This window comes from Pectinatus frisingensis (assembly GCF_014076555.1).
GTDB classification, from domain to species: Bacteria; Bacillota; Negativicutes; order Selenomonadales; family Selenomonadaceae; genus Pectinatus; species Pectinatus frisingensis.
Genome location: NZ_CP045424.1, coordinates 2,498,131 through 2,522,012, shown reverse-complemented (window position 1 = coordinate 2,522,012; position 23,882 = coordinate 2,498,131). Strand labels below are relative to the sequence as shown.

Annotated in this window: 25 protein-coding genes and 4 tRNA genes; 10 read left to right on the top strand and 19 right to left on the bottom strand. The window is 40.6% G+C overall.

The window, feature by feature from the left end:
- Positions 1-96 precede the first annotated feature (96 nt).
- Positions 97-444 carry a hypothetical protein gene (locus F8M42_RS11850; RefSeq protein WP_182186855.1) on the bottom strand — a complete coding sequence of 116 codons (348 nt, stop codon included), beginning with the start codon at positions 442-444 and terminating at the stop codon, positions 97-99.
- 231 nt (positions 445-675) lie between these two features.
- Between F8M42_RS11850 and rpsT the strand changes: the two genes are divergently transcribed.
- The 7 genes from rpsT (at position 676) to F8M42_RS11815 (ending at position 3,518) form a co-directional block, all read left to right on the top strand.
- Positions 676-942, top strand: coding sequence for a 30S ribosomal protein S20 (gene rpsT, locus F8M42_RS11845; protein ID WP_182186854.1), 267 nt, complete (start codon positions 676-678; stop codon positions 940-942).
- A 106-nt stretch (positions 943-1,048) separates the two neighbouring features.
- Positions 1,049-1,126, top strand: a tRNA-Arg gene (locus tag F8M42_RS11840).
- A 5-nt stretch (positions 1,127-1,131) separates the two neighbouring features.
- Positions 1,132-1,217, top strand: a tRNA-Tyr gene (locus tag F8M42_RS11835).
- Between the two features lie 16 nt (positions 1,218-1,233).
- A tRNA-Arg gene (locus F8M42_RS11830) sits at positions 1,234-1,311 on the top strand.
- 5 nt (positions 1,312-1,316) lie between these two features.
- Positions 1,317-1,402 (top strand) — tRNA-Tyr (locus F8M42_RS11825).
- A gap of 170 nt (positions 1,403-1,572) precedes the next feature.
- Entirely contained in the window at positions 1,573-2,097 is a 525-nt protein-coding gene (locus F8M42_RS11820; protein ID WP_182186853.1) for a biotin transporter BioY, read from the top strand.
- A gap of 11 nt (positions 2,098-2,108) precedes the next feature.
- Complete coding sequence (locus tag F8M42_RS11815; protein WP_182186852.1) at positions 2,109-3,518, top strand: serine hydrolase domain-containing protein; 1,410 nt, start codon at positions 2,109-2,111, stop codon at positions 3,516-3,518.
- 132 nt (positions 3,519-3,650) lie between these two features.
- Here the strand turns inward: F8M42_RS11815 and F8M42_RS11810 are convergent, their stop codons facing one another.
- From F8M42_RS11810 to rpmE, 16 genes are all read right to left on the bottom strand, one after another.
- Positions 3,651-3,860, bottom strand: coding sequence for a TOBE domain-containing protein (locus F8M42_RS11810; protein WP_182186851.1), 210 nt, complete (start codon positions 3,858-3,860; stop codon positions 3,651-3,653).
- Between the two features lie 10 nt (positions 3,861-3,870).
- Positions 3,871-4,923 carry a sulfate/molybdate ABC transporter ATP-binding protein gene (locus tag F8M42_RS11805; protein WP_182186850.1) on the bottom strand — a complete coding sequence of 351 codons (1,053 nt, stop codon included), beginning with the start codon at positions 4,921-4,923 and terminating at the stop codon, positions 3,871-3,873.
- Positions 4,924-4,925: 2 nt separating this feature from the next.
- Entirely contained in the window at positions 4,926-5,615 is a 690-nt protein-coding gene (gene modB, locus F8M42_RS11800) for a molybdate ABC transporter permease subunit (protein WP_229711347.1), read from the bottom strand.
- On the bottom strand, positions 5,612-6,427 hold the full coding sequence (gene modA / locus F8M42_RS11795; RefSeq protein WP_182186849.1) for a molybdate ABC transporter substrate-binding protein: 816 nt from the start codon (positions 6,425-6,427) through the stop codon (positions 5,612-5,614). The genes modB and modA overlap by 4 nt, the downstream gene beginning before the upstream one ends.
- Positions 6,428-6,850: 423 nt before the next feature.
- Positions 6,851-8,539, bottom strand: coding sequence for a methyl-accepting chemotaxis protein (locus F8M42_RS11790; RefSeq protein WP_182186848.1), 1,689 nt, complete (start codon positions 8,537-8,539; stop codon positions 6,851-6,853).
- A gap of 174 nt (positions 8,540-8,713) precedes the next feature.
- Complete coding sequence (gene wecB / locus F8M42_RS11785; RefSeq protein ID WP_182186847.1) at positions 8,714-9,871, bottom strand: non-hydrolyzing UDP-N-acetylglucosamine 2-epimerase; 1,158 nt, start codon at positions 9,869-9,871, stop codon at positions 8,714-8,716.
- A 79-nt stretch (positions 9,872-9,950) separates the two neighbouring features.
- Positions 9,951-10,997, bottom strand: a complete 1,047-nt coding sequence (locus F8M42_RS11780) for a glycosyltransferase family 4 protein (protein WP_182186846.1) — start codon at positions 10,995-10,997, stop codon at positions 9,951-9,953.
- Between the two features lie 246 nt (positions 10,998-11,243).
- Positions 11,244-11,699: a deoxycytidylate deaminase gene (locus F8M42_RS11775; RefSeq protein ID WP_182186845.1), complete on the bottom strand. Its 456-nt coding sequence runs from the start codon at positions 11,697-11,699 to the stop codon at positions 11,244-11,246.
- Between the two features lie 30 nt (positions 11,700-11,729).
- Positions 11,730-12,368, bottom strand: coding sequence for a uracil phosphoribosyltransferase (gene upp, locus F8M42_RS11770; RefSeq protein WP_182186844.1), 639 nt, complete (start codon positions 12,366-12,368; stop codon positions 11,730-11,732).
- 18 nt (positions 12,369-12,386) lie between these two features.
- Positions 12,387-13,631, bottom strand: a complete 1,245-nt coding sequence (gene glyA, locus F8M42_RS11765) for a serine hydroxymethyltransferase (protein WP_182186843.1) — start codon at positions 13,629-13,631, stop codon at positions 12,387-12,389.
- Positions 13,632-13,655: 24 nt separating this feature from the next.
- Complete coding sequence (gene rpiB, locus F8M42_RS11760; RefSeq protein ID WP_182186842.1) at positions 13,656-14,102, bottom strand: ribose 5-phosphate isomerase B; 447 nt, start codon at positions 14,100-14,102, stop codon at positions 13,656-13,658.
- A 120-nt stretch (positions 14,103-14,222) separates the two neighbouring features.
- Positions 14,223-15,260 (bottom strand): L-threonylcarbamoyladenylate synthase, encoded by a 1,038-nt coding sequence (locus F8M42_RS11755; RefSeq protein ID WP_182186841.1) that lies wholly within the window; start codon positions 15,258-15,260, stop codon positions 14,223-14,225.
- Complete coding sequence (prmC, locus tag F8M42_RS11750; protein WP_182186840.1) at positions 15,242-16,144, bottom strand: peptide chain release factor N(5)-glutamine methyltransferase; 903 nt, start codon at positions 16,142-16,144, stop codon at positions 15,242-15,244. The genes F8M42_RS11755 and prmC overlap by 19 nt, the downstream gene beginning before the upstream one ends.
- Before the next feature lie 2 nt (positions 16,145-16,146).
- A complete protein-coding gene (gene prfA / locus F8M42_RS11745; protein WP_182186839.1) occupies positions 16,147-17,214 on the bottom strand; it encodes a peptide chain release factor 1 in 1,068 nt (355 codons plus the stop codon).
- A gap of 25 nt (positions 17,215-17,239) precedes the next feature.
- Positions 17,240-18,178: a DUF1385 domain-containing protein gene (locus tag F8M42_RS11740; RefSeq protein WP_229711346.1), complete on the bottom strand. Its 939-nt coding sequence runs from the start codon at positions 18,176-18,178 to the stop codon at positions 17,240-17,242.
- Positions 18,179-18,286: 108 nt separating this feature from the next.
- On the bottom strand, positions 18,287-18,487 hold the full coding sequence (gene rpmE / locus F8M42_RS11735; protein WP_182186838.1) for a 50S ribosomal protein L31: 201 nt from the start codon (positions 18,485-18,487) through the stop codon (positions 18,287-18,289).
- A gap of 118 nt (positions 18,488-18,605) precedes the next feature.
- Here rpmE and F8M42_RS11730 point away from each other — a divergent pair, with 118 nt between their 5' ends.
- The gene (locus F8M42_RS11730; protein ID WP_182186837.1) at positions 18,606-19,928 is read left to right on the top strand and encodes a lipase family protein; all 1,323 of its coding nucleotides are present in this window, start codon (positions 18,606-18,608) and stop codon (positions 19,926-19,928) included.
- A 7-nt stretch (positions 19,929-19,935) separates the two neighbouring features.
- Here F8M42_RS11730 and F8M42_RS11725 read toward each other — a convergent pair whose 3' ends face one another.
- Positions 19,936-20,508 (bottom strand): cob(I)yrinic acid a,c-diamide adenosyltransferase, encoded by a 573-nt coding sequence (locus tag F8M42_RS11725; protein WP_182186836.1) that lies wholly within the window; start codon positions 20,506-20,508, stop codon positions 19,936-19,938.
- Positions 20,509-20,643: 135 nt separating this feature from the next.
- On the opposite strand from F8M42_RS11725, the gene F8M42_RS11720 reads away from it, so the two are divergent.
- Entirely contained in the window at positions 20,644-21,714 is a 1,071-nt protein-coding gene (locus tag F8M42_RS11720; protein WP_182186835.1) for an HD-GYP domain-containing protein, read from the top strand.
- A gap of 159 nt (positions 21,715-21,873) precedes the next feature.
- Here F8M42_RS11720 and queF read toward each other — a convergent pair whose 3' ends face one another.
- On the bottom strand, positions 21,874-22,368 hold the full coding sequence (queF, locus tag F8M42_RS11715; RefSeq protein WP_182186834.1) for a preQ(1) synthase: 495 nt from the start codon (positions 22,366-22,368) through the stop codon (positions 21,874-21,876).
- A 409-nt stretch (positions 22,369-22,777) separates the two neighbouring features.
- Here queF and serC point away from each other — a divergent pair, with 409 nt between their 5' ends.
- Positions 22,778-23,869, top strand: coding sequence for a 3-phosphoserine/phosphohydroxythreonine transaminase (gene serC / locus F8M42_RS11710; protein ID WP_182186833.1), 1,092 nt, complete (start codon positions 22,778-22,780; stop codon positions 23,867-23,869).
- Positions 23,870-23,882: the final 13 nt, after the last annotated feature.

Here is a 23,882-nt window from a genome sequence, read left to right as displayed (position 1 = left end):
GCTTTTTGCCCTTTAAAGACGGACAGAAAGAACGGAATACGGCAATATCTATGAATGAAATGCCCGCGTGCGGCAGTCCTGTTTGTCAGCGGATGTTCATTGTGAAAGCACGGTGCCGGCAATTATGCCCATTAAAAAAGCGTCATAGCCGTCATCACCGTTTTCATGGTGCCACTTATACCATTCATGCCATCTGTGCGCATGTATTTCCCGCCAATGGCGATCATTGGCATGTTCGCGCCACTGTCTGTCGTGCTCGCGCCATTCCTGGTCATGGTCACGCCATTGCCTGTCGTGGTCATTTTGCCAATCCGAGTCATGCTGCGCCCAATCTGGACCGTGGTCAAAAGGACTGGCTTCTGCAACAGTGGTACCAAGTACGGAGACCGCCATACAGGATGAAAGAATAAAAGCGGTTACTTTTTTGGTTTTAAAATTAAACATTATTACAACACTTCCTTAGTAAATGTTTGTTTACTACTTACAACCGGATTATAGCACGATAGGATATGACCATATGTGAAATTATCGTGACATTATTATGAAATATATTGGTAAATGGCAAAGAACTTCTTTTTGAATTAATATTATCATTTATTCAGGATAATTTCTTGCATTAAGTATTATTACGTGATAGAATATTTAAATGAAATGGCTTATAAAGGGGTGAATTACTTGCCAAATATAAAATCTTCAATACAGAGTGTAAAAACTGATGCTGAACGCCGTGCTAAAAACGTAGCGGTTAAATCAACCGTTAAGACCGCTTTTCGTAAGGTTAATGATGCAGTTAAAGCCGGTAATGCGGAAGAAGCAAAATCATTTTTGTCCGCTGCCTGCAAAAAAATAGATAAAGCAGCTGCCGATAATATTTTCCATAAGAATACTGCAGCTCGCCGTAAGTCTCGCTTAGCCAATAAGGTCAATGCATTGTCTAAGTGATTTTTTACCTGCTTTCGGTAATGAGGGCAGGTTTTTTATTATCAAAAATCATTGACACTGTATTTCCTTTATGGTAGAATAGTTATCGCAGTTATGAAAAGAATATGGCCCTGTAGCTCAGTTGGATTAGAGTGTTTGACTACGAATCAAAAGGTCGCAGGTTCGAATCCTGCCAGGGTCACCATCAATGGGTAGGTGCCCGAGTGGTTAAAGGGAACAGACTGTAAATCTGTCACCGTGAGGTTACGATGGTTCGAATCCATCCCTGCCCACCAACACAATTTCATATATGGCCCTGTAGCTCAGTTGGATTAGAGTGTTTGACTACGAATCAAAAGGTCGCAGGTTCGAATCCTGCCAGGGTCACCATTAATGGGTAGGTGCCCGAGTGGTTAAAGGGAACAGACTGTAAATCTGTCACCGTGAGGTTACGATGGTTCGAATCCATCCCTGCCCACCATTAATGTTGCAAAGCTGAAGTGTAGGCGATATGCCATACGCTTTATTTTTTTGTCAAAAAACGTATAATTTGTTAACTGATGTATATAATAGGTTGACTATATTGGGCAATGTGTTATATTAAAGTAGTAATAAGAACGGTATTGAATATTTATATAAAGGACTGATATTATGGCTTCGACGCGCGGCCTGACTAAGATAGCTGTTTGTGTGGCAATTATTTGTGTATCGGCATATCTGTCTTTCCCTATTCCGTTTACGACTGTGCCTTTCACGTTTTTAACCTTGGCAATGCTGCTGACAGCTTTTGTGCTGACACCGGCGCAGACATTTGTCGCTATGGTGGTTTATCTTTTACTGGGAGCGGTAGGATTGCCTGTTTTTGCCGGTGGCAGCGGCGGTGCTGGTGTGCTGGTTTCACCGAGCGGCGGTTATCTTTGGGGATTTATAGCGGGATATCCGCTGTGCAGTCAGCTGAAGGGGAAAAAACCGGTGCTTTTTCGTTATTTCGCAGCCGGATTGGTCAGTATCCCGGTTTCGTATTTTTTCGGAGTGCTGGGGCTGTGTCTGACAACTAAAATTTCTGTTATGCAGGCAGTAGTTGTCGGTGTACTGCCTTTTATAATAGGTGATGTGATTAAGGATCTGCTGGCAGCTTATATAGGTGTGCAGTTACGGAGAATACTGCCCGACTGAAAGAGGAGCATATGAGAAATATTACGGTAAATGGTTCAGCGGGTCTGGCAGTCTTATTGGATAAACTTGACATGCTGGGCAGCCATTCATTAGTAGTTTTCCGTGATAATAAACTGTTTGGCGAAGCTTACTGGTACCCTTATAATAAGAATCAAGGGCAAAGTGTTTATTCAATAAGCAAGAGTTTTACTGCGGCAGCGATGATGTTTGCCATGCAGGAGGGAATTTTATCAGAAGATACAAGAGTATGCGACGTATTGAAAAATAAAATAGATTTTCTTCCGGGTGAGCGAATGCGTAAAGTAACTGTGCGTAATCTTTTATCTATGACCTTTGGATATGTTGAGCAGGGTATCCAGTCATTTTATCTTTGCAGTGATTGGATAAGGGAGGCGTTACAGTTACAGCTGCAAAATGAACCGGGAACGAGTTTCTTTTATGACAATCGTTGTCCGTTTTTATGTTCAGCGATGTTAAAGGAACTGACAGGCATGGATTTATTTGATTACCTTCGACCACGATTATTTGTGCCGCTGGGGATGAATAACGTCAGTTGGGAAAAAAATGCGCAGGGATATAATCCCGGGTCATATGGATTGAATATCAGAACAATGGATATTGCAAAATTTGGTCTGTTTTTGCTGAATAAAGGAATCTATGGTGGAAAGGAACTGCTGCAAAGAAAATATGTGGACAAATTGTCCGCTGTCCATATAGATACAACGGGATGTACCAATACTGATGATGCGTGCGGTTATGGATATTATTTTTGGAAGTGCAGCTATAGACACGCTTTCAGGGCCGCAGGAATATTTGGGCAGTATTGTATTATTCTGCCGGATGAGAACATGGTCATTGCCATCACCGGCGGTACTGAGCAGGAAGCTGCACCGGCGGTGCTGTCGGCCGTGTGGGATTTTGCCGGTTCTTTGCTGCCGGATAAGCATGAATCATCAATAAGACCGCAGCCGGGCAGGATCTGGGAAATCAGCAGACCGTATCATGGAGAAACTAAGGGCGCGGTACCGGTAAATGAAAAAATTATTTTTGATAATAACATGCTGGGATTGCAATCAATGTTTATTAAATGGGCAGCCGGAGCTAAAAAAATTTTTTTAGTATTGGAAACAATGACTAAAAAGTTTTATTTACGGGCGGGATATGACCATTGGGAAAAAAATATCACCGGTGAGAGTTTGGACTATGATTCCTGTGCGACTATTTTTTATAATAACGCTTATGCTGCCTGTAATATCGCCGAGAATGAAATCAGTATAAGACTGGTTTATAGTCAAAGTCCGTTTGTTGATACATTTCTATTGAAGTGCAGTGGAGATGAAGTTATCTGTCATTATCTGCCGACACCGCAGTTTAGTGTCCGGTGCCATGAGGAGTATATCCATGGTCATACAGCAAAATAAAAAGGCTGCCGCACGGTATTTATTTCATAAACGGGCAAACACCTGCTTTTCGTCTTTTTAAGACGGTAAAGGGAGTGTGATTGCATATTATGAAGGAAAATGGTCACGTGCGACAGCTTTTTTGTGCAATCATTAATCAACAGCTACCATTACGGAGCTGGCTTTTATGACGGCGTATGCCGGTCTGCCTACTTCCAGGCCCAGTTCCTGGACTGATTGCTTGGTGATGGTGGCGGAAATAATGTCACCACTGGACAATTTGATTTTGACAATGTCATTTACACTGCCGGTATCGATTGAGCATATAGTGCCTTTCAATTGATTTCTGGCGCTTAATTTCATAGATATCACCTCATTTCTTTAGTAAAATAATTTTTTCTTCAGGTATTGATAAAAAAATAGCTTTCTTTGATAAATTCAACCAGCTGTTTTTGGAAAGTTCCCAGCGCATGGTTTTGGCAGAGGTGTCTGCTTCAGCAGACCGTATCATGATAACGAAAGAGAAGGTATCTTCGATTACACGATCTATTCGGCAGGGAAAACAATTAGCGGCATCCGGTTCATTTTCAATCGTAAAAAAATGAGCCCTGAAGCCTATATAGGTTAAATTGTCCGGTATTTCCCTCCGACAGGTAAGAGTCAGCTGCCAATCAGACGCATATAGGTGATGCGCATCTATTTTTTTGGCATGGGATATATTTTTGCAGCCGGTAAGAATAGTAGCGGCTGCTGTCTGGGGGTTATTGAATAGTTCGTATTTATCACTTATTACCTCAATGTTTCCTTGATCCATCACGGCTATGCGGCTGCATAAACGGTATACTTCATCTCGGTTATGAGATACGAAAAGTGTTGTTTTTTTGTATCGTTCGAGTAGTTCGCTCAGTTCCAGCTCAAGCTGCCATTTCAGATAGCTGTCGAGTGCTGAAAAAGGTTCATCCAGCATAAGCAGCTCTGCCCGTGCGGCTAGTATCCGCGCAAAAGCTGTCCTTTGCTGCTGCCCGCCGGATAGACTGGCCGGATAATTATTTTCCAGACCTTGGAGATGAAATCTTTTGATATTTTTTTCTACAATTTTATTCTTTTCAGCTTTATTGCCGTCTGCGGCAAAGAGAATATTTTCCCGGACAGTCATATTGGGAAATAGAGCGTAATTTTGGAATAAATAGCCGATGTGCCTTTTCTGCGGTAATAAATTTATGGATTTTTTACTGTCGAAGAGGACTTTTTTATTGAATTCGATATGACCGTTGTCAGGAGTTTCTATGCCGGCAATACATTTTAATGTCATGCTTTTACCGCAGCCGGAGGCTCCTAAAATTGCAAAAATCTCATCTTCCACATTAAAGTCAACATTAAGTGTAAAATTGTTGAGCTTTTTGGTGATGTTTACTATCAGTGACATATTCAGCCCCCATTTCCGGCGGGAACTTTTATTTTGCTGTCTTCATTGTATTTCAGCCAAAAATTCATCAGTACGATAACAATGAATGAAAAGCTTATGATAATGCCTACCCAAAAAACGGCAGCGGTATTATCACCTGCTTGGACAGCTGAATAAATGGCAGTGGAAATTGTTTGTGTGACTTTGGGAATGTTGCCTGCCACCATTATAGTTGCACCGAATTCTCCCAATGCGCGGGTAAATGTCAGTATAACACCGGCAATTAGACCGTGACGGGTATTGGGAAGCATAATGTGCCAGAATATTTTCCATTCACTTATACCGAGAGTCTGGGCAGCATAGATTATATTTTTATCGATCTGTTCAAAAGCACCGCGAGTAGTCCTGTACATCAGAGGAAATGATACGACCACGGCTGCCAGAACAGTCGCTTCCCATGAAAAAACCAGCGAATATCCCATTTTTAACAGCAGCTGTCCGATTATGCTGTTTTTACCGAAGGCAATCAGCAGTAAAAAACCGACGACTGTAGGGGGGAGTACCAGCGGCAGTGTCAATATGGCATCAAGTATGCCTTTAAAGCGCTTTATCTTAACGATTATATAGGCGGCATATATTCCGGTAAAAAAGGCTATTATAGTGGCAATACAAGAGGTTTTAACCGATATGAAAAGCGGGGAGTAATCTATCATTTCTTTGCGGGAGTGAAACCGTATTTTTCAAATATTGCACTGGCCGCCGGTGTTTGCAGAAAATCGACAAAGGATTTGGCTGCATCGATATTTTGGGATGATTTTAAGATGGCAACGGGATATATTATAGGTTTATTTGAACCTTCAGGGGCTTCGGCGATAATCTTGATTTTATCTGATATGGCGGCATCTGTTTTGTAGACCAGGCCGCAGTCGGCATCACCATTTTCAACCCAGGCTAAAACAGCACGTACATCATTGGCATAAACTGTTTTGGGGGTGACGGCATCACTATAACCAAGATTTTTGAATATTTGTTCGGCATATTGACCGGCCGGTACGCTTTTGGGGTCGCCTATGGCTATTTTATGCACTTTATCAGTAGTGATGTCAGAAAAATCTTTTAGATCGGTGCTGTTGTCCTTTGGTGCGACAAGTACGATTTTATTTATGAGCAGATCCTGGCGGGTATTGTCGGCAAGCAGACCCTTATCGGCCAAGGCGTTCATTTGTTTTTGTGCCGCTGAAATAAATATATCGGCAGGAGCACCCTGCTCTATCTGGTTTTGCAATGAACCGCTGGCACCTAAGTTGAATGTCAGGTCGACATTGGGATGGTCTTTTTTGTACTCATCGGCCAGGGCATTCATTACATCTTTGAGGCTGGCTGCTGCTGAGATGATTATTTTTTGTCGGGCAGTATCAGATGAAGATGATGTCTGGTTAATATTTTGCTGCTGTCCGCACCCTGCTGCCGTTAATATGCTGACTATCAAAGTGGCAGCAAACATAAGACTTTTTCCAATTTTCATAGTAATAACCTCTTATCATAAATGAAATAATTGCCAGCCATATGTATAACCACAGCTGATAAATATATTTTATAGTATATTGAATGGATGGTTCTGTCAAACAGTACTTAATTAACAAAAATATAAAATAACATAAATATAATATTGTAATTATGTAAATGACATATACAATTGCAATATCAGCGGCCAGTTTTTTTCATTTATTTAAGAATTGGAAGAAAAATCAATGTTATTTACATTTTTCAGTTGGCAGATAAAAAGAAGGCTGTCACACGAACAGCATTGTCCTCATAAAGATGCAAAATATTACCGTTTATTAAAACCCTTTTAAAGGTGACAGAAAACGGAATATTACATTGTTTATGAATAAAAATGTTTACGTGTGACAGCCTTAAAGCTGATATATAAATTAAATCTTAAAAATTACATAATGAATTTTTTGGTTTCATTGAGCAGCTTGTCAGACATTTGCTGCAGATTTTGACATGATGCAGATATTTCTTCTAAAGATGCTGTTTGTTCTTCTGTGGCAGCAGATGTATTTTCCATTTCTCCGGCCACCACTTTGGTTTCTTTGTCGACATTCTGCATTTTTTCAAGAATATTTTCGCCATTTTTGGCAACTTCCACCATGGTTTCTGACATTTCACGTACCTGCATTGCCACTGAAGCGGTTGTCTGCATTATATTGGAAAAAGCTTCACCGGATTTGTTGACTGATTCTATTCCTTGCTGCACTTCACCAGTTCCTGTGGATATGGCATCCACTGCTTCCTGGGTTTCTTTTTGGATGCGGCTTATTAATTCGGCTATCTGTTGAGCTGCATCTTGTGACTGTTCAGCAAGTTTACGTACTTCTTCAGCAACAACAGCAAATCCCTTGCCCTGTTCACCAGCACGTGCTGCCTCAATAGCAGCATTCAAGGCCAGGAGGTTTGTCTGTCCGGCGATACCGGATATCGTGTCGACAATTTGACCGATTTCTTTTGATCTTTGTCCCAAAGCGGATATAACTGCAGAAGAATTTTTGGTCGTTTTTTCGATGACTTTCATTTGTTCTATCGTTGAGAACATTATCTGAGTACCTTCGTTAGCGATATTGAGTGTTTTTTCCGCATCATCGGCAGCTGTCTTGGCGTCTTGGGACACTGCTTTCATATAATTTGTCATACTGGCTGTATCTTTAGTGGCTTTACTGATGCCTTTGGATTGTTTATCGGCTGATTGGGCAACTACGGTTACGGACTGGGCAATATTCTGGATGGCATTGGCTGATTGATCAGCACCCGTTGCCACCTGTGAAACAGTGTTGACAACATTTCCCGTGGTAGTCTGGATGGTCTTGATCAAGGTTTTTATGTCAGCTATGGTTTTATTATAGACAGCAGCCATTTCACCGAATTCGTCACTGCCGTTGAAATCAATTTGCTGTTTCAAATCACCATCAGATACTTTTTGGCATACGCTTAAAAAGGAATTGATGAATTTGCTCATGTATTTTGTTACCAGTGTAGCGATGACCATTGCCAATATCAAGACAATGAATAATCCGACAGCAGTCATGATCTTACTCTTACCATATTCGCTTTGTCCGTCGGCTACGGTCTTTTCTGTAGCAGTATTTGCTTCTTTAATATAGTTGGCTATACTGTCGTTGAGTTGATTGCGAATTTCTCTTGTTTTTGCGGTTTGGGTGCCTACTTCGTCAGATTCCAATGTTTGTCCGGCTCTAAACATTTTTATGCGGTCATTGGATAACTTTTTATAATCCTGCCAAAGCGACATTATCTGTTCTATCTGGTCTTTATGTTCGGAGAGTGGATCATCATGCAGTTTATTTAGGTTGTCATCTATTATTTGTTCGGTGCTTTGCATTTGGCTTATGCCTTCATTAGAAGCAGGCCGCAGCATGACATTGCGCTGCGCAGCTATGTATGCATTGAGTTCTTTGTCGATGTTAGCCACTATGTTTAATTGCGGGATCCTCTGATTGCCGAGTTCGGTCAGGTGGGCATCCACCTTAGCTAATGAATACAGTGAGAATAGTCCGATAATTCCAGTCAGAACTATTACTACTGCATATGAAGCGTACATTCTGGTTTTTAAGTTCATTGCGTTGACATCCTTTACTTATAAATTATTCTAATTAGAAATATATCTAAATTATCAGTGATATAACACGAAAATATATTTAAAGAAAATTGTTAATATTGTCGTAAAAATTAAGTCAGAGAAAATAAGTTATATAAAGGCAGTTCATCGGTATTAAACCGATGAACTTTAAATTTATGCCTTGGAAAGAAATGACTCAGGTCGATCCTTAGTGAAACCATAATGATACAATATAGCTTGAACTATGCGCTGAGCGGCTTTACCGTCACCGTATGGATTACAGGCATTGGACATACGGATATATTCATCTTTATTTTCCAGCAGAGATTTGACTTCATTATATACACGGGAACGCTCCGTGCCGATAAGTTTTACTGTGCCGGCTTTTATCGCTTCGGGACGTTCGGTAGTATCGCGTAGCACCAGTACCGGTTTGCCTAGTGAAGGAGCTTCTTCCTGTATGCCGCCGGAATCTGTTAATATTAAGTAGGATCTATGCATCAGATTAGCAAACGGTTCGTAATCCAGTGGATCTATTAAATGCACTCTGTTTAAACCGCCTAATTCTTCGTTGACAACTTTGCGTACCAGTGGATTTTTATGAACGGGGAATACCATTTCTATATCCGGGTATTCCGTAACGAGTTGTTTCATGGCTTTATAAACATGGCGCATCGGTTCACCTAAATTTTCCCGGCGATGAGTTGTCACTAGAATAATACGTTTATTATAATCAATGTCTTGCAATAGTTTATCAGTAAAAGCATAATTGCTGCCAACAGTTTTATGTAATGCGTCAATTACAGTATTACCGGTAATGAAAATGTTTTTTGCGGAGACATTTTCACGCAGCAGATTTTCATAAGATACCTGTGTGGGGGCAAAATGCAGATCTGTCAATGCTCCGGTAAGCTTCCTGTTCATTTCTTCGGGAAACGGAGAATATTTGTTACCGGTCCGTAATCCGGCTTCAACATGACCTACGGATATTTCGTGGTAATAGGCTGTCAGTGCTCCGGCAAAAGTCGTGGTTGTATCACCGTGGACAAGCACTATATCGGGACTTTCCCTGGTAAAAATCTTGTCCAGTCCCCGCATGGCCTTGTCGGTTATATCGAATAGAGTCTGACCGGCAGCCATAATGTTGAGGTCATAATCCGGCGTTATCGAGAACAAGTGTAATACTTGATCGAGCATGTCACGGTGTTGGGCCGTGACAGTAATAATTGGTTCTATTTCCGAATGTTTCGCTAGTTCCAATACAACCGGGGCCATTTTTATTGCCTCCGGTCTTGTACCAAAAACCGTCATTACTTTGATTTTGTTTTTCATAAAGGTTCCCTCCTGTCGGTAAACAACCGGAGAATGCATTCATTACTAATCCGGCACGGAAATATTTTATTGAATATTATTAAGCATGCAAATTATTTTTGGGATGGAATATACCGATTTTTTTTGCCCCGTAAATAATGACCGATATTATAAATACCAATATTATAATACCGACATATTCATTGACCTGGGTAAGTGCTATCGCACTCACTCCCAAAAAACAGCTGAAAACATACATCAACAAGACAGCTTGTCTTTGTGTAAAGCCAAGATCCAAAAGACGGTGATGCAGATGTCCTTTGTCAGGTTTAAAAATAGGTACGCCGCCACGGTAACGCCTGATAATGGCAAAGGCTGTATCTAATATCGGCAGGCCAAGTGCCAGTATGGGAACGATAAGGGCAATTGTAGTAGCACTCTTTACGGCACCGATAATAGATACGCCCGCTAAAATAAACCCTAAAAACATACTGCCTGTATCTCCCATGAAAATACGGGCAGGATTAAAGTTATATTTTAAAAACCCTAAGGCTGAACCTACTAATGCTGCGGTAATAAACACAGTGAACATATCACCCTGCTGATAGGCAACCAATAGCAAAGTGATAGAGGCTATTGTAGATACACCTGCAGCTAATCCGTCCAGTCCATCGATTAAATTAACTGTGTTAGTCAATCCGACGATCCAAAAAACAGTAAATGGTAAAGACAAGTATTCCAGAAATATCCAATCACCGAATGGATTGGATAAAAAATCAATACGCACATCAAAGGATACTAATATGCAGGCAGCAGCTATCTGGCCGATAAGTTTGATTTTAGCAGGCAGGTTAGTATAATCATCAATTATTCCCACTATTACAATGAACGTGCCACCTATCAAAAGCCCTAATAATTCGTTTATGTGCCCGGCTGTTATATCAGTGGTAAGAGATATAAAGACGACCGCAATAAGAAAACTAATATAAATGCCCAGTCCTCCTAAACGCGGAATAGGCTGGTGATGTACCTTTCTTTTATCGGGAGCGTCCATCGCTCCTGTTTTGATAGCAAATTTTATTATAACGGGTGTTATCAGCAGAACAATCACTAAAGCAATAATAAAGGCCAAAACCGAACTCGGCATCTTTACAGCGCACTTCCTTCACTATATGGCAGAAAATAAAATGTATTAGAGAATTCGCTGCGGCAACGGCTCTGTCTATATGAGCAATTGCTGGCAATTAATCCCGAACACTGCTATTATCTTACCCCAATACAAGAAATATATCAATTAGTTTTTCTAAAATAAGAACCAAATGGCCCCTTATGCTGTCGGTTATTTAACATAAAAAGTGATAAATCAATCGACAGCGCAAAAGGCCACTAAAAATTAACAGATTTCCTGAGGTTTTTTTTCTACGACTGAACCGTCTGTTTCTAAATATACTACCCTGGCAATCATTGCATTGCAGATCATTCTTCGGCATAAAAGGCAGGGCTTACCGGAAGCCGGCGTACCATCTTCATTATAGCCGACAATGTAAATCGTGGCATTTTGCATCTTCACCGGATCGGCAGCTATTATGGCGTTTTGTTCTGCATGGACAGCAACGCATAATTCATAGCGTTGTCCCTTGGGGACATGCTGGCGCTCACGTTCACATATTCCGGTATCAATACAGTTATCTTCGCCGCGCGGTGCACCATTGTAACCGGTGCTTATTATTATTTTGTCTTTTACTATAATTGCTCCATAACGACGGCGAAAGCAAGTTGAACGTCTGCCTACAGCCTTGGCGATATCTAAAAAATATTCGGTCCAGTCAGGCCGATGATATTGATTCATTGTTTACTCCAATTATAAATAAATGATAAATTATAATGTACCAAATAGGCGATCACCGGCATCACCGAGTCCCGGTACGATGTAGCCGTGTTCGTTGAGGCGTTCGTCTACTGAGGCAGTGTAAATTTTGATGTCAGGATGCATGTCGTTGATGGCTTTTATACCTTGGGGTGCAGAAACTAAGCATAGATAGATAATGTGACGAGCACCTTTTGCTTTTAACAACGAAAGGGCTGCAGCCGCCGAACCACCGGTCGCCAGCATCGGGTCAACCACTATTAAAGTGCGTTCAGCAACATCAGTAGGTAGTTTGCAGTAATATTCGATGGGTTTTAACGTTGCAGGGTCACGGTACATGCCAACATGACCGATTTTTATGGTAGGAATTAGCTTGACAATACCGTCAACCATTCCTAAACCGGCACGTAAAATGGGAATAAGTCCCATTTTTTTACCATCAAGGGTTTTGGATGTGCAGGTTGAGACCGGTGTTTTGATTTGAATATCGGTCAAAGGCAGGTCACGGGTTATTTCGTAAGCCATCAGCATAGATATTTCTTCCAGTAATTCACGGAAATCTTTGGTGCCGGTTTCTTCCATTCGCATTAAGGTCAATTTGTGCTGGACAAGCGGATGGTCAATAACAGTTACATTCAAGTGATCAGTCATTTTATTGCTCCTTTTGTATCAATATAAAGGATATTTTTCGCACAAAGACTTTACCTTGTCGGCAGCTTGTGTTCTTGTATTTTCGTCAGTAGGATTATCGAGCACCATGCCGATGATAGCAGCTATTTCACGCATATCGTCTTCTTTCAAACCACGTGTTGTAAGAGCCGGGGTGCCCAGTCGTATGCCGCTGGTTACAAACGGACTGAGTGGTTCGAATGGAATGGTATTTTTGTTGACGGTGATTCCGATATCATCAAGTATTTTTTCGGCTTCTTTGCCGGTAATGTTTTTGCTTCTAAGATCAACGAGCATTAAATGATTGTCTGTTCCGCCGGAAACGATGCGAAACCCGTTTTGAATCAAAGCTTCGGATAATGCACGGGCATTTTTTATTATTTGACGTTGATATTCTTTAAATTCATCACTAAGTGCTTCTTTAAAAGCAACGGCCTTAGCTGCTATTACATGCATTAAAGGGCCGCCCTGAGTACCAGGGAAAATAGCCTTATTGAATTGTTTGCCAAATTCAGCGTCACGACATAATATGATTCCGCCGCGTGGGCCGCGCAGAGTCTTGTGGGTCGTTGATGTCACTACATCAGCATATTCGATTGGATTGGGATGCAGCCCGGCAGCAACTAGCCCGGCAATATGAGCCATATCGACCATTAAATAGGCATTGACGTCTTTGGCTATTTCCGATAAACGCTGGAAGTCGATGATTCTGGCATAAGCACTCGCACCGGCAACTATTAATTTAGGATGATGTTTTCTGGCTGATTCGTGCAATGCATCGTAATCAATACGTTCAGTTTCTTTATTTACACCGTAAGGAATAATATTAAAGTATGTACCGGAAATGTTAACCGGGCTGCCATGGGTGAGATGGCCGCCATCGGTGAGATTCATTCCCATTATTGTATCACCTGGGTTTAGAAGAGCAAAGTAAACTGCGGTATTGGCTTGTGCGCCTGAATGTGGCTGCACATTGGCATAAGATGCGCCGAATAGTTTTTTTACACGATCAATAGCCAGCTGTTCAACGACGTCGACACATTCGCAGCCACCGTAATAACGCTTGCCAGGATATCCTTCAGCATATTTGTTTGTGAGTACGCTGCCCTGAGCCTGCATGACAGCGCGGCTTACAATATTTTCTGAGGCAATTAATTCCAATTTATTGCGTTGGCGGGCAAGTTCGGCATTGATAGCATTGTTTACTTCTAAATCTACTTTCGATAAGTCATCTGTGAGATTCATGTACATCCTCCTAAAGTTTTAAGCTCACTGCCCATTTTCCAAAGCAGTAATTTTATTGACACGGCGTTCATGACGGCCGCCCAGAAATTTTTCTGTTACCCATACACGGACAATTTCTGAAGCCGGCCCGAAACTTATATCGCGGCCTCCCATAGATAATACATTGGCATTATTATGCTGGCGGGACATACGCGCTGTGAAGACATTATGGCAGAGCGCTGCCCTTATTCCCTTTATTTTATTGCAGGCAATAGAAATACCTATGCCGGTACCGCAAAGGGCAATACCTCTGTCTGCCTGGCCTGAAGTTATTTTTGAACAGACTTTTTCAGCAATATCCGGATAGTCCACCGAATCCGTATTATATGTGCCGACATCTTCGACGGTAATATCCTTGAATTCTGACAATACTTCTTTTACGTGTTCTTTTAATTCCAGTGCACCTTGATCACAGCCAATAACAATTTTCATAGTCCAATATCCCGAAGGATATTTACACCACCTATCATTTTTAAAATAATTTTAACATAAACGATTAGCTAATAGCAAATACTGGCAATTATTATTAATTATTTTTATATGCTGAAAGTATTATACTGAAAGTATGTTCTGTCCGCTGGCTTTTTTTAAGCGGTTCATAATGGCAAGCCCAATGCCCTTTTCCGTGGTGCCTTCAGCCAGAAGTATATCGACAGGTTTATCATCAAAGTAACGTAGGGCATTATAAAGATCAGCGGCAATATGAAATAAATCATTCTGGCTTCCATAATCATATGAATATGAGTGCCGGAGCAGATTCGTCACTTCATGGCTGGCTATTATACCGACAGATTGGCCGGCCTTTTTGCATTTGGACAGTTCTTTGGTAAAGGCTGCGAGCATGTTTTCTTTGCGGCCTTTAAGTAAAATCATTGGGGCTTTAGGCGCATAGTGACGGTATTTCATGCCGGGAGCTTTGGGAACAGAATTTTTACCGGACAAAGCAGGGTCAACACGGACCTCGGGGAAAATTTCTTCCAACATTTCTTTAGTAATTGCTCCGGGCCGCAGTATGACTGGTATTGACTCAGTGCAGTCAACGATAGTAGATTCAACACCAAAATCAGAAGGGCCGCCATCCAAAATATACGGTATGCGTCCGTTCAAATCATCATATACTGTTGCTGCTGTCGTAGGACTGGGACGGCCGGAAAGATTGGCACTGGGAGCGGCTATCGGCACGCCTGATAATGTGATCAGCTTTCTGGCAATGTCGTTATCAGGCATACGAACACCCACTGTAGACAGGCCACCGGTTATTCGATCAGGAACGGCAATTTTTCTGGGAACAATCATCGTTATTGGTCCGGGACAAAAAGCAGCCATTATTTCCATTGCCATATGCGGAACTTTATCAGTTATCATTGCTAACATTTTGATACTGTCAATATGCAGTATAAGTGGATTATCGGAAGGACGTCCCTTGGCAGCATAAATTTTGGCTGCCGCTTTTTCATCAAGCCCGTTTGCACCGAGGCCATACACTGTTTCAGTAGGGAAAGCTACTAAATCACCATTTTTTATCGCTTGTGCGGCAACTGACAACTTTTCATCTGCCGCTGTATCCATTTTTAATATTTTTGTTTCCATAGTATGATCACCCGCTCGATTCCTGCTAAATCTTTTAATATTTCGTATTTTCCCCAACCGTTTTTTTGTGCCATTTCCTTTATGGCAGCAGACTGGCCGATGCCAAATTCACAAGCCAAAGCTCCATTATCAGTAAGAAAACGGCTGCTGTCATTTATAAGCCGGCGATAAAAACCAAGGCCGTCATTATTGTCAGTTAAAGCATTAGCCGGTTCGTACTTGCGGATCTCCGGTTCTAATTTGTCCATATCACTGAGTGGGATATAAGGAGGATTTGAAATGATGAGGTCAAGTTTATTAAAATCGTTCTGTTCATATAATGGAGCTAATAAATCTCCTTGAAGAAATTTGATTTTATCACTGACCTGAAAAATTTCAGCATTGGTTCTTGCTATAGTTAATGCTTCTTTTGAAATATCGACGGCACAACCGGAAAAGTTATTGCGCAGTTTGGCCAGTGATATGGCAATAGCACCGCTGCCTGTTCCGATGTCGGCAAAATTAACTGTCTTATAATCAGAAAATTTATTTATTGCAGTTTCTACCAATAATTCTGTTTCAGGGCGCGGTACTAAGACAGCACTGCTGACTTTAAAGGTCAGTCCCATGAATTCTTTTTGACCGGTAATATAAGCAACCGGTATCCGGGCAGCCCGTTTTTTTATTATGTTGCGAAAGGCTGTCAGTTCATTTTCCTGTAAGGGTTCATCAAAATGTACATATAAGTATATGCGTTCTTTCTGCAGTAAATATGCTAATAAAACTTCTGCATCCAGACGTGGCGAGGAAATTTTTTTTTCAGTGAAATAAGCCTGGGTCCATTTTAAAATACTGCCAATAGTCCACACTTTAGAATTATTGGACTGTCTTATGGTTTTTGTCATAATCATTTAACCTGTTGCAGTTTTTCTGCCTGTTCGGTAGTTATGAGCGCAGCTATTATCTCGTCAAGTTCACCGTTTAAAATGCTGTCTAATTTGTGTAGTGTAAGCCCGATACGATGATCTGTCACACGTCCCTGCGGAAAATTATAAGTTCTTATTCTTTGGCTTCTGTCACCTGAACCGACCTGGTTTTTCCTATCGGCAGCTATTTGGTCATGACGGGACTGCTGCGCTGCGTCATTTAATCTGGCCCGCAGCACTCGCATGGCTTTTTCTTTGTTTTTTAATTGTGATTTTTCATCCTGGCACTGTACTACTATGCCGGTGGGGAGATGGGTTATACGGATGGCCGATTCTGTTTTGTTTACGTATTGGCCGCCGGCGCCACTGGCTCTGTAAGTGTCTATCCGTAAATCAGCTGGTTTTATATCAATTTCAACATCTTCAACTTCCGGCAAGACAGCTACCGTAACAGCCGAAGTATGTATTCGTCCGCTTGATTCGGTTGCGGGTACGCGCTGGACACGATGTGTTCCACTTTCGTATTTCAGCCGGCTGTAAGCACCATGGCCTTCGATACTGAAAGATATTTCCTTGAACCCACCAAGTTCCGTGGGGTTGGAATCCAGAATTTCGGCCTTCCAGCCTTTTGATTCTGCATATCTGGAATACATGCGAAATAAATCACCGGCAAATAATGCCGCTTCTTCACCGCCTACACCACCGCGTATTTCGATTATTACGTTTTTGTTGTCATTGGGATCTTTAGGGAGAAGTAATATAGGCAGTTCCGTTTCGAAAGATTCTTTTGATATCTCTAATGAAACTATTTCTGTTTCTAATAGTTGTTTAAATTCATCATCGATTTCTTCAGTCAGCATGGCCTTATTTTCTTTTAATTCACGAATTACCCGCTTATAATCACGATACTTGCTGACAATTTCGCTTAAGGCGGCATGTTCCTGGCTATATTTTTGCCAACGGGGCATATCGGCTAAAATCGTCGGATCGCTGATGAGTGATTCTAATTCCCGATATTTTCCTTCGATGGCATCTAACTTGTCGAACACAGACTACAATCCTTTCTTTATAAAATCAATTATTATCGGCGGGGCAGACAAATGATGGACTGGCTGCATTGGATGCTTCGGAAGTTTCTGCCTTTTCTTCGACAAGAACAGCTTCCACCGCCTTGACAGCAACCTCGATCATCGCACAGTCAGGTTCCCTGGTCGTAAGTCTTTGCAGCCAAAGGCCTGGCAGCGTTGCTAAATGTATTATACGATTGTCTGAACGAGCCGAAAGGCGGATGATTTCATAAGATATGCCGGCAATGACCGGCAATAAAATTATTCGGGACAATATCCGGTATAATAAATCAGGCCAGCCGAGAAAAGCGAATGCCACGATACTGACAAGCATCACAATAAGTAAAAAAGACGTACCGCAGCGCGGATGAAAGCGTGGAAATGGTTTTATGTTTTCTGGCAGCAGCGGGACACCGGCCTCATAAGCAAATATAGTTTTGTGTTCAGCACCGTGATATTGGAACACGCGATAAATGTCTTTTATACGTGATATTGCATAAATATATAAAAGAAATATCAACAGGCGCAGTATTCCTTCTCCAAGATTCCGATAAATTGGGTTATCAGTGGGGAAAAATTTGGCAGCGGCGGTGGGGATTACGATGAATAAAATAACTGCTGCCGCTAATGATACTAAGATGGTGACGGCCATGTCTTTGTCAGAAAGCTTATCTTCTTCCTCTTCACCGGCCATTTTAGCTGAGTATGATAATGATTGCATGCCAATCACCAAGGATTCTGCCAATGACAAAATGCCGCGCAGAAAAGGTTTTTTTAAAATAGGATATTTGTCACCAAATGAATTTACCGGACTCCTTTTTATGCTGATCTGTCCGGACGGTTCACGCACTGCCGTAGCCACGTATTTGGGACCGCGCATCATGACACCCTCAATGACAGCCTGTCCGCCCACGGTCATTTTAGTGCAGTCTTTTTGCCCCATCATAACACTCCTTTTGCGGGGATTTTCTGATAGATATATGTATCAAATGATAAAATTTGTCTTATATATAAATGTAGCAGAGCATTTCTGCTCTGCCGCCCATAACAAATATTATTTTTTCCCGTAACGTTTGTTAAATTTTTCAATTCTACCACCGGCAGCAGATTCACGCTGACGCCCCGTATAAAACGGATGGCATTTTGAGCAGACATCCACACGAAGTTCTTCTTTTACCGAGCCAGTCTTGAAAGTATTGCCGCAGCCACAGATCACTGTTGCTTCTTTATAATCAGGATGTATTCCTTGTTTCATATAATGCACCTCATTTCTCCTAAACTATCAGCTCCTAATTATAGCACACCACTTTAGTTGTTGCAACATTATTGATGGGAGTAAAAGAGCCTTCTATTAGTATGGGGAATATGTTAAAATGCAAAAAGAAAATAAAATTTATTTCGCCCGGGGTAGAATAATGAAACGATATAGTAAGGTTTTAATACTGCTAGCTTTGCTTATTTTTGTCCTTACATCAATTGTGTCTGCTCAAAAGGATAATGATGCAAAGATACAGTATGTCAGCGCACTGATGTCAATGACAGCATATGATGATAAATTCAGCAATATTGCCAAGGATACTTTGGCAACATACGGCTGGAAATTTGAATTTTTTCAGGAAAAATCTAATAATGCGTCGGCAAAATTTTTTATAGCACATAATAAAAAATTTATTCCGGGAGAAGATTCTTATTTACTGGCGATACGCGGTACGAGTGATTTACGTGACGTTTCGAACGATGTCAAGATATCATTAGTTCCATTTGGCGGGAAAACACCGGCAGAATTTATGAATTTTGCTATGCGTTCACCCTCCCCTGATTTGCCAATGGTTCACAGCGGATTTAATAATTACGTCCAGACGGCACTTTTTACGGCTTTGCCTAATGGCGTGATGCTGGGAGATAATCTGGCACATATTCTGAAAAATAATCCGGCGGCACATCTTTATATCACTGGGCATAGCCTGGGAGGAGCTGCAGCCGTTCTGGCAGCTGCCCGTTTTATTAGCCTTGGCAGCAGGCCTGAGCAGATAAGTGTGATTACTTTTGGTGCTCCGGCTGTTGGAAATGAACTATTTGCCCAAAATTATGGAGAGAAACTAGATTTGGCAAGAATAGTAATGGCGGGTGATCCAATTCGTAATTTAGCGCAAATTTTTAATTCCAATTATAAATTGTTTGGTACAGAGATTAAATATCCATCATTATTATCATATGATGATAAACTGCGGCATAAAATATTGCTATATGTGGATATGAGCCTGCGCAGATATTATGACAGCAAAGTAAAAGACCAGGCTGTGTATGCAGAAAATGGGGCAGGAATACTGTTTGTCCGACCTGTTTTTCATTTGCCATCTGAACAGGTAGAAGAAAAAAATGATTTTTATATGCGGCGTGTCATACAGGATGACATTACCCATTATATAAAAAATACTGATTGGATTGATGATGATCGGCTGGTCACATCGGGAACTTATAAATATGTGGTGCACACAGACGTGACGGTGGAAAGACAAAAATATGCAAAAAACAGTTATTACACGGCGATCACATATACTGTTTATAATGCCCGGGGACAGTTGGCGGCTTCTTTTGCAGCGGCTGATGATACTGAGGAGCTAACACCTATTGAAGCTGTTCTTTATAATAATATCAAGCTGCGGGATAATCTTATAGAGGCATTGCAAAAATAAAAAAATATCAATCTTCAATGCCTTTACGAGCGGGAACACCCTTGTCATAATAGTGTTTTATTAATTTCATTTCGGTTACTAAATCTGCTTTGGCAATAAGCCAATCCGGAGCATTTCGCCCGGTGCAGACAATTTCTGTATTTTTTGGTACATTTTTTAGTAAATTTTCTATAAGTCGGCGTTTTGCCAGTCCGAAAAAAAGAGCTGTATTTATTTCGTCAAGTATGACAATGTCAAATTTCTGGGATATTATGGCTTGTTCAGCAGCTATAATACCTTCTTCAATTAATTTGATGTAGTCGGCAGGCGGATTTCCTTTGGGATAGATGACAACATCATCAGTCAGGGCGGCAGCAGCTTTTGGGTCAATCATTCCTTCTTCAGCTATGAAATATGGTTTTCCGCTGGTTTTTAATACAAGCTGTGGTGAAAAACGTTGTAAAACGTTTTGTTCACTATAAGCCAGGCTTTTCATGAATTGGGCAAAATATACCCTCATACCGGCACCAATAGCCCGTATGGACAGGCCGATCGCCGCAGTGGTTTTTCCTTTTCCATTGCCTGTATATATTTGTAACATAATAACACTCCAATCTGATAAATTTAAATGATAACACAATTATACAGCAAAGAATTGTAATTAAGGTAGGATTTATTATTCTTATCAAGAATATATATAGTTACATGATTAGATAATAATTAAGGGGGCTTATAAGTGAAAAAAGTAGCTACTGAGAAATTGATGCCTGGAATGACATTGGGACGAACGATTCTCAATGATAAAATGATCGTTATTTTATCTGCGGGGACCATGCTGACACAGGAACATATCATACGGCTGAAATATCTGAATATTGCTTCGGCATACATAAAAGATGATTTTGAACTAAACAGTAATTACCAAATAGCTGATATAGTTTTTAATAAAGAAAATGCCTTTGTAAAAAAGTATAATGATATTGTATCAGAGGCTAATGAACTTTTTGCCAGTGTCGCCAAGGGGAAAAATACAACCTTTGAATCCAGTAGTGACAATATAAAAAATTCATTGGTACCTACGATAAAAGAAAGTGGCATAATTGATTATTTATACACACTCAGTGATATAAGTGATGATATCTGCCATCATTCTGTACGTGTTTCTATAATGTCCGGCGTCATCGGCAAATGGCTGCGTTTTAGTGAAGGCAAGATTAATGATCTTGTACTGGCGGGTTTTTTACATGATATTGGCAAGACATTGCTGCCGGAACGAATTATCAGCAGCCGTCCCAAGACATTAAAACCGGCGGATTATGATATTTATATTCAGCATACGATAAACGGTCAGAAAATACTGGCGGATAAACCCAATATTTCCGATGGAGTGAGAGCCGCGGCATTACAGCATCATGAGGCTATGGACGGTTCTGGTGAACCGTTTAATGTGAGTGGGGACAATATTGATGAATATGCCCGCATTGTTATGGTCGCTAATCTTTATGACAATATAACGACTGAACACGAAGGCGAAGTAAAATATACACCATTCGATGCGATTAAAATTATTAGCGGCAATATGTTTTCTACTCTTGATCCGCGGATATGTGTGCCATTTATTTCTAATATTCAAAATTCATTTCTGGGATCGACCGTTGGATTGAATGATGGACGGCGCGGAAGAGTGGTCTATTATCCGACTGGTTATTCATCGCTGCCGATTATAAGAGTTGATGATAACACCGTGATCGATCTCAATGAAGAAAATACGGATAATATAAAAATAATTGAATATAATCCAAAATAAAAGTAAATGAGGTTGTCGCAACTATTGTTATTCATAAATAGGTAATATTTCGCTCTTTTTATCCGTCCTTAGTCCTTAAAAGGGTGAGAAATTGCGTGGCGGCCGGCTGCATCCTTTTTATGAGCTCAATGTTGTTCATGCGACAGCCTTGTTTTCATTCTAACGATTATCAACATGGTCCATTGTCGTTAAATCATGCTGGTTGAAGCGCAGCTGGGCAAGTTCAGCATATTTGGTACCGATACGGCCATAGTTGGCATAGGGATCTATTGAAATACCGCCGCGCGGCAGAAACTTCCCCCAGATTTCAATATAACGTGGTGACATCAGTTTTATTAAATCATCCATAATTATGTTGACAACATCTTCATGAAAGGCACCGTGATTTCTGAAGCTTACAAGATAAAGTTTTAATGATTTGCTTTCCACCATAAGTTTATCAGGCACATATGAGATATACAATGTGGCAAAATCAGGCTGGCCGGTTATCGGACAAAGACTGGTGAATTCAGGACAGTTAAATTTGACCCAATAATCACGCTGGGGATGTTTATTGCTAAAGGTTTCCAGAATTTCAGGAGTATAGGCATAATCATATTTGACATCTTTTTGTCCTAATAATGTTAATGCCGGGGACTTTTGTGTTGTTTTCATTTGTTTACCTCTTTCACTATATCATATAATAGAAAAGATTAATGTATAATAAAATATTTATCGTCTTTTATTATACATTAATCTTTATTATTGCAAAATAGCATTGAGGTTATCTTGGCAGTATTTACAGATTGAAGCTTATTATTTTAGTGGGAGTATTGATTTTTATCTGGTTACACTTCAGACCTTTTGATGTGGTGTTGATAATAGTTCTATCATCAAAAGTTGAAACCAGGTTGCTGTTTTCACGATGGACCTTCATGGTTTATGCCTGTTATTATAAAGAACGTTGGGATTGTCTCTTGACGATATTACTTTATAGGCTTAAAATTATTTATTAATAAATGCGCAAATATTGATACTTAGTTTTTTATGAGTGTAATTTGCAAATATTTGGAGGTTTTTCATAGTGGAAGCAAATCGTGTATATAATTTTAATCCAGGACCGGCAGTTCTACCGTTAGAAGTTCTTAAAGAAGCACAGGCAGAATTATTGAATTTTAGTAACAGCGGCATGTCCATCATGGAAATCAGCCATCGCGCTAAGGAATATGAAGAAGTCCATAATAAGGCCAAAGCTGATATTAAGGAATTAATGAAGCTTGGTGATGATTATGATGTGCTGTTTGTTCAAGGCGGTGCCAGCATGGAATTCGCTATGGTGCCAATGAATTTTGCCATTAAGGGTAAGAGGGGAAATTATGTTTTGTCGGGCAGTTTTGCGACAAAAGCTTATAAAGAAGCTGAAATTCAGGGAGTCGGATATATTGCTGGTTCCAGTAAAGCTAATGATTTTCGCAATATCCCCAAACAAGATGAGATCAAACTAAGTGATGACGCAGCATACCTGCATATTTGTTATAATAACACGATTTATGGAACAGAATATCATTATATTCCTGAAACAAACGGAGTGCCGTTAATTGCTGATATGTCATCAGATATGCTTTCACGGCCAATTGATTTTAGTAAATTTTCACTTATTTATGCTGGTGTACAAAAGAACCTTGGACCAGCCGGTGTGGCATTGGTCGTAGCTAAGAAATCTTTTATTGAAAACAGTCCGGAAAACATTCCAACAATGTTGCGCTATAATACATACAGCAAAAAGAATTCTTTGTATAATACACCGCCGGCTTTTTGTATATATATGGTGGGGAAAGTGGCTGCATGGATAAAAAAACAAGGCGGGCTGACTGCTATGGCTGACCGGAATGCCAAGAAGGCCGCTTTATTGTATGATGTTATTGATAATTACAGCGATTTTTATCGTGGTCATGCGCAAAAAGATAGTCGTTCATTTATGAATGTCACCTTGCGGCTGCCTACGGAGGAACTTGAGGCAAAATTTATTGCTGAAGCAAAAGAACAAAAACTTTGTGGATTAAAAGGGCATCGTTCCGTAGGAGGACTGCGTGCTTCCATTTATAACGCAATGCCGTATGAAGGCGTAAAAAGTCTGGCGGACTTCATGGAAAAATTTTATCAGAAAAATAAATAGACCAGGGGGAGAT

Coding starts and splice junctions, on each gene's coding strand:
- F8M42_RS11850 (WP_182186855.1), bottom strand. CDS start 444: ATGTTTAATTTTAAAACCAAAAAAGTAACCGCTTTTATTCTTTCATCC.
- F8M42_RS11820 (WP_182186853.1), top strand. CDS start 1,573: ATGGCTTCGACGCGCGGCCTGACTAAGATAGCTGTTTGTGTGGCAATT.
- F8M42_RS11815 (WP_182186852.1), top strand. CDS start 2,109: ATGAGAAATATTACGGTAAATGGTTCAGCGGGTCTGGCAGTCTTATTG.
- F8M42_RS11810 (WP_182186851.1), bottom strand. CDS start 3,860: ATGAAATTAAGCGCCAGAAATCAATTGAAAGGCACTATATGCTCAATC.
- F8M42_RS11805 (WP_182186850.1), bottom strand. CDS start 4,923: ATGTCACTGATAGTAAACATCACCAAAAAGCTCAACAATTTTACACTT.
- modB (WP_229711347.1), bottom strand. CDS start 5,615: ATGATAGATTACTCCCCGCTTTTCATATCGGTTAAAACCTCTTGTATT.
- modA (WP_182186849.1), bottom strand. CDS start 6,427: ATGAAAATTGGAAAAAGTCTTATGTTTGCTGCCACTTTGATAGTCAGC.
- F8M42_RS11790 (WP_182186848.1), bottom strand. CDS start 8,539: ATGAACTTAAAAACCAGAATGTACGCTTCATATGCAGTAGTAATAGTT.
- wecB (WP_182186847.1), bottom strand. CDS start 9,871: ATGAAAAACAAAATCAAAGTAATGACGGTTTTTGGTACAAGACCGGAG.
- F8M42_RS11780 (WP_182186846.1), bottom strand. CDS start 10,997: ATGCCGAGTTCGGTTTTGGCCTTTATTATTGCTTTAGTGATTGTTCTG.
- F8M42_RS11775 (WP_182186845.1), bottom strand. CDS start 11,699: ATGAATCAATATCATCGGCCTGACTGGACCGAATATTTTTTAGATATC.
- upp (WP_182186844.1), bottom strand. CDS start 12,368: ATGACTGATCACTTGAATGTAACTGTTATTGACCATCCGCTTGTCCAG.
- glyA (WP_182186843.1), bottom strand. CDS start 13,631: ATGAATCTCACAGATGACTTATCGAAAGTAGATTTAGAAGTAAACAAT.
- rpiB (WP_182186842.1), bottom strand. CDS start 14,102: ATGAAAATTGTTATTGGCTGTGATCAAGGTGCACTGGAATTAAAAGAA.
- F8M42_RS11755 (WP_182186841.1), bottom strand. CDS start 15,260: ATGGAAACAAAAATATTAAAAATGGATACAGCGGCAGATGAAAAGTTG.
- prmC (WP_182186840.1), bottom strand. CDS start 16,144: ATGACAAAAACCATAAGACAGTCCAATAATTCTAAAGTGTGGACTATT.
- F8M42_RS11740 (WP_229711346.1), bottom strand. CDS start 18,178: ATGATGGGGCAAAAAGACTGCACTAAAATGACCGTGGGCGGACAGGCT.
- rpmE (WP_182186838.1), bottom strand. CDS start 18,487: ATGAAACAAGGAATACATCCTGATTATAAAGAAGCAACAGTGATCTGT.
- F8M42_RS11730 (WP_182186837.1), top strand. CDS start 18,606: ATGCAAAAAGAAAATAAAATTTATTTCGCCCGGGGTAGAATAATGAAA.
- F8M42_RS11725 (WP_182186836.1), bottom strand. CDS start 20,508: ATGTTACAAATATATACAGGCAATGGAAAAGGAAAAACCACTGCGGCG.
- queF (WP_182186834.1), bottom strand. CDS start 22,368: ATGAAAACAACACAAAAGTCCCCGGCATTAACATTATTAGGACAAAAA.